This window comes from Lysinibacillus sp. NPDC093190 (genome assembly GCF_050280425.1).
Lineage (GTDB): Bacteria > Bacillota > Bacilli > Bacillales_A > Planococcaceae > Lysinibacillus.
In genome coordinates this window covers 728-990 of the sequence record NZ_JBNNVG010000072.1, presented here as the reverse complement: position 1 = coordinate 990, position 263 = coordinate 728, and the positions used below count along the sequence as shown (strand labels likewise).

Below are 263 nucleotides of genomic sequence, written 5' to 3'. Positions count from 1 at the left end.
CTACTGGTTCTACTGGTTCTACTGGTTCTACTGGTTCTACTGGTTCTACTGGTTCTACTGGTTCTACTGGTTCTACTGGTTCTACTGGTTCTACTGGTTCTACTGGCGCTACTGGTTCTACTGGCGCTACTGGTTCTACTGGCGGTACTGGGAACACTGGTGCTACTGGCGGTACTGGTGCTACTGGCGCTACTGGCGCTACTGGCGGTACCGGCTCTACTGGAGCTACTGGTGTTACCGGGGCGACTGGAGCGACTGGTGTA

The 263-nt window shown here is 54.4% G+C and carries 1 protein-coding gene; it reads left to right on the top strand.

The window, feature by feature from the left end; translation table 11 throughout:
* The coding region (locus tag ACQKOF_RS25005) for a hypothetical protein (protein ID WP_427563096.1) at nucleotides 1–263 on the top strand (263 nt) is incomplete at both ends.